General features: G+C 46.2%; 2 protein-coding genes and 1 pseudogene. 2 read left to right on the forward strand and 1 reads right to left on the reverse strand.

All coding sequences use genetic code 11. The annotated features are described in order from the left end of the window. Both R7Z78_RS24370 and R7Z78_RS24375 read left to right on the forward strand, forming a co-directional pair. Positions 1-358, forward strand: a pseudogene (locus tag R7Z78_RS24370) (hypothetical protein); the annotation flags it as partial. Positions 359-624: 266 nt separating this feature from the next. Then, a complete protein-coding gene (locus R7Z78_RS24375; protein WP_005457961.1) occupies positions 625-825 on the forward strand; it encodes a DUF4250 domain-containing protein in 201 nt (66 codons plus the stop codon). 20 nt (positions 826-845) lie between these two features. Here R7Z78_RS24375 and R7Z78_RS24380 read toward each other — a convergent pair. Then, the coding region (locus R7Z78_RS24380) for a LysR substrate-binding domain-containing protein (RefSeq protein ID WP_318117031.1) at positions 846-1,345 on the reverse strand (500 nt) is incomplete at its 5' end.

Below are 1,345 nucleotides of genomic sequence, written 5' to 3' on the forward strand. Positions count from 1 at the left end.
AGCAACGATGGCTGTGATGATCTTCTTCTTAGGTGCGGCGTTCTCTCAATTGCTGCTTACGATTGCCCGTAGCCGACTACAGGCGTTCCACCGTATTTTACCTGTAACGGGTATTGTTTCTGGCATGCTATTGGTGCTTGCGATTTTATTTTCATCGTACCAATTGGATGAAGCTACGCTTGCGAGCGCAACGCAGCCGATTTTGATCTCTTTAGCGCTGCTTATCTCTACCATTGTGGTTTGGTGTTGGCATATCTTCACACACAAGGCGCCAGAAAAAGTGCAACTGAGCATTGCTTTGCTGCTTGCTCTTGCTTCCATGACAAGCCTACAAGGTTTGTTTGCTCTGGCTGTTTAACAGTCTGATAGTGAGTTCACGATCTCGAGTGAGCTCACTTTAAATTCTCCAGATCCTGTCTACGCTGTATGTATATACCCAAGTAACCTCGAGATGCTTGGTTCAGCGAGAATGACTTGGTTTGAAGGCGAGGCAACAATTTGAAGATCTAGTGGTTCTAAATCAAAAATTGTTAACAAAGCATGCGAACCAAGACAACGCTCTGAACTCTACATCTTGAAGTCACTTGGATATACCTTGATACGTTGTCGAAGAGGAGTGTCGCGATGGATTTAAGCAATGTAGGCAATCTGGATAGCATCATTTTGTTGGGGATCGTCAACGAAAAACTACGCTTAGAGTGCGACAGTTTTGACGAGTTGGCTTCGGTCTACGAAATGGATGTTGAGTCGGTGGTGGGCAAGCTTGATATGCTTGGTTATCAGTACGACCCACTCACCAATCAATTCAAAGCGTACGAACGCTAGTCTTAATCGATTCCTTGTTGTTAAGCCATCTTGATGCCGTCAAGATGGCTTTTGCATTGTTGTCTCGCCGTCGCAAAGAAGGCTTGCAGATAACGCTTATCTTTTTCAGAGTTACGCGTTGCTGCGAACAGACGACGCCACAAACCTTTGCCAAATGGTTTACTGGTGATTAACCCCTGACGAGAAAACTCGGATATCGCCCAGTTTGGCAGCGCCGCAACGCCCAAGCCTGCCGAAACCATTTGCACCAGCATTAAGGTATTGTCCGCTTGCTTCCATCTGGCAGGCTCGACGCCGGCCGGCTGCAAGAAGTGCTTAACAACGTCCAATCTTTGTTTTTGAACCGGATAAGAGAGCATAGTTTGATCGGCAAGATCTTGTGGTTCGATAATTTCTTTGTCAGCTAATGGATGATTGGTTGCAGTAATCAGGCGCATTTCGAAGTCAAACAACGGTTCATAATGTACCTCAGAACGGGGTTGAATATCCGACGTGATAACGAGATCTAACTCGCCAGCCA

It is taken from the genome of Vibrio sp. 1167, assembly GCF_033340375.1.
Lineage (GTDB): Bacteria > Pseudomonadota > Gammaproteobacteria > Enterobacterales > Vibrionaceae > Vibrio > Vibrio alginolyticus.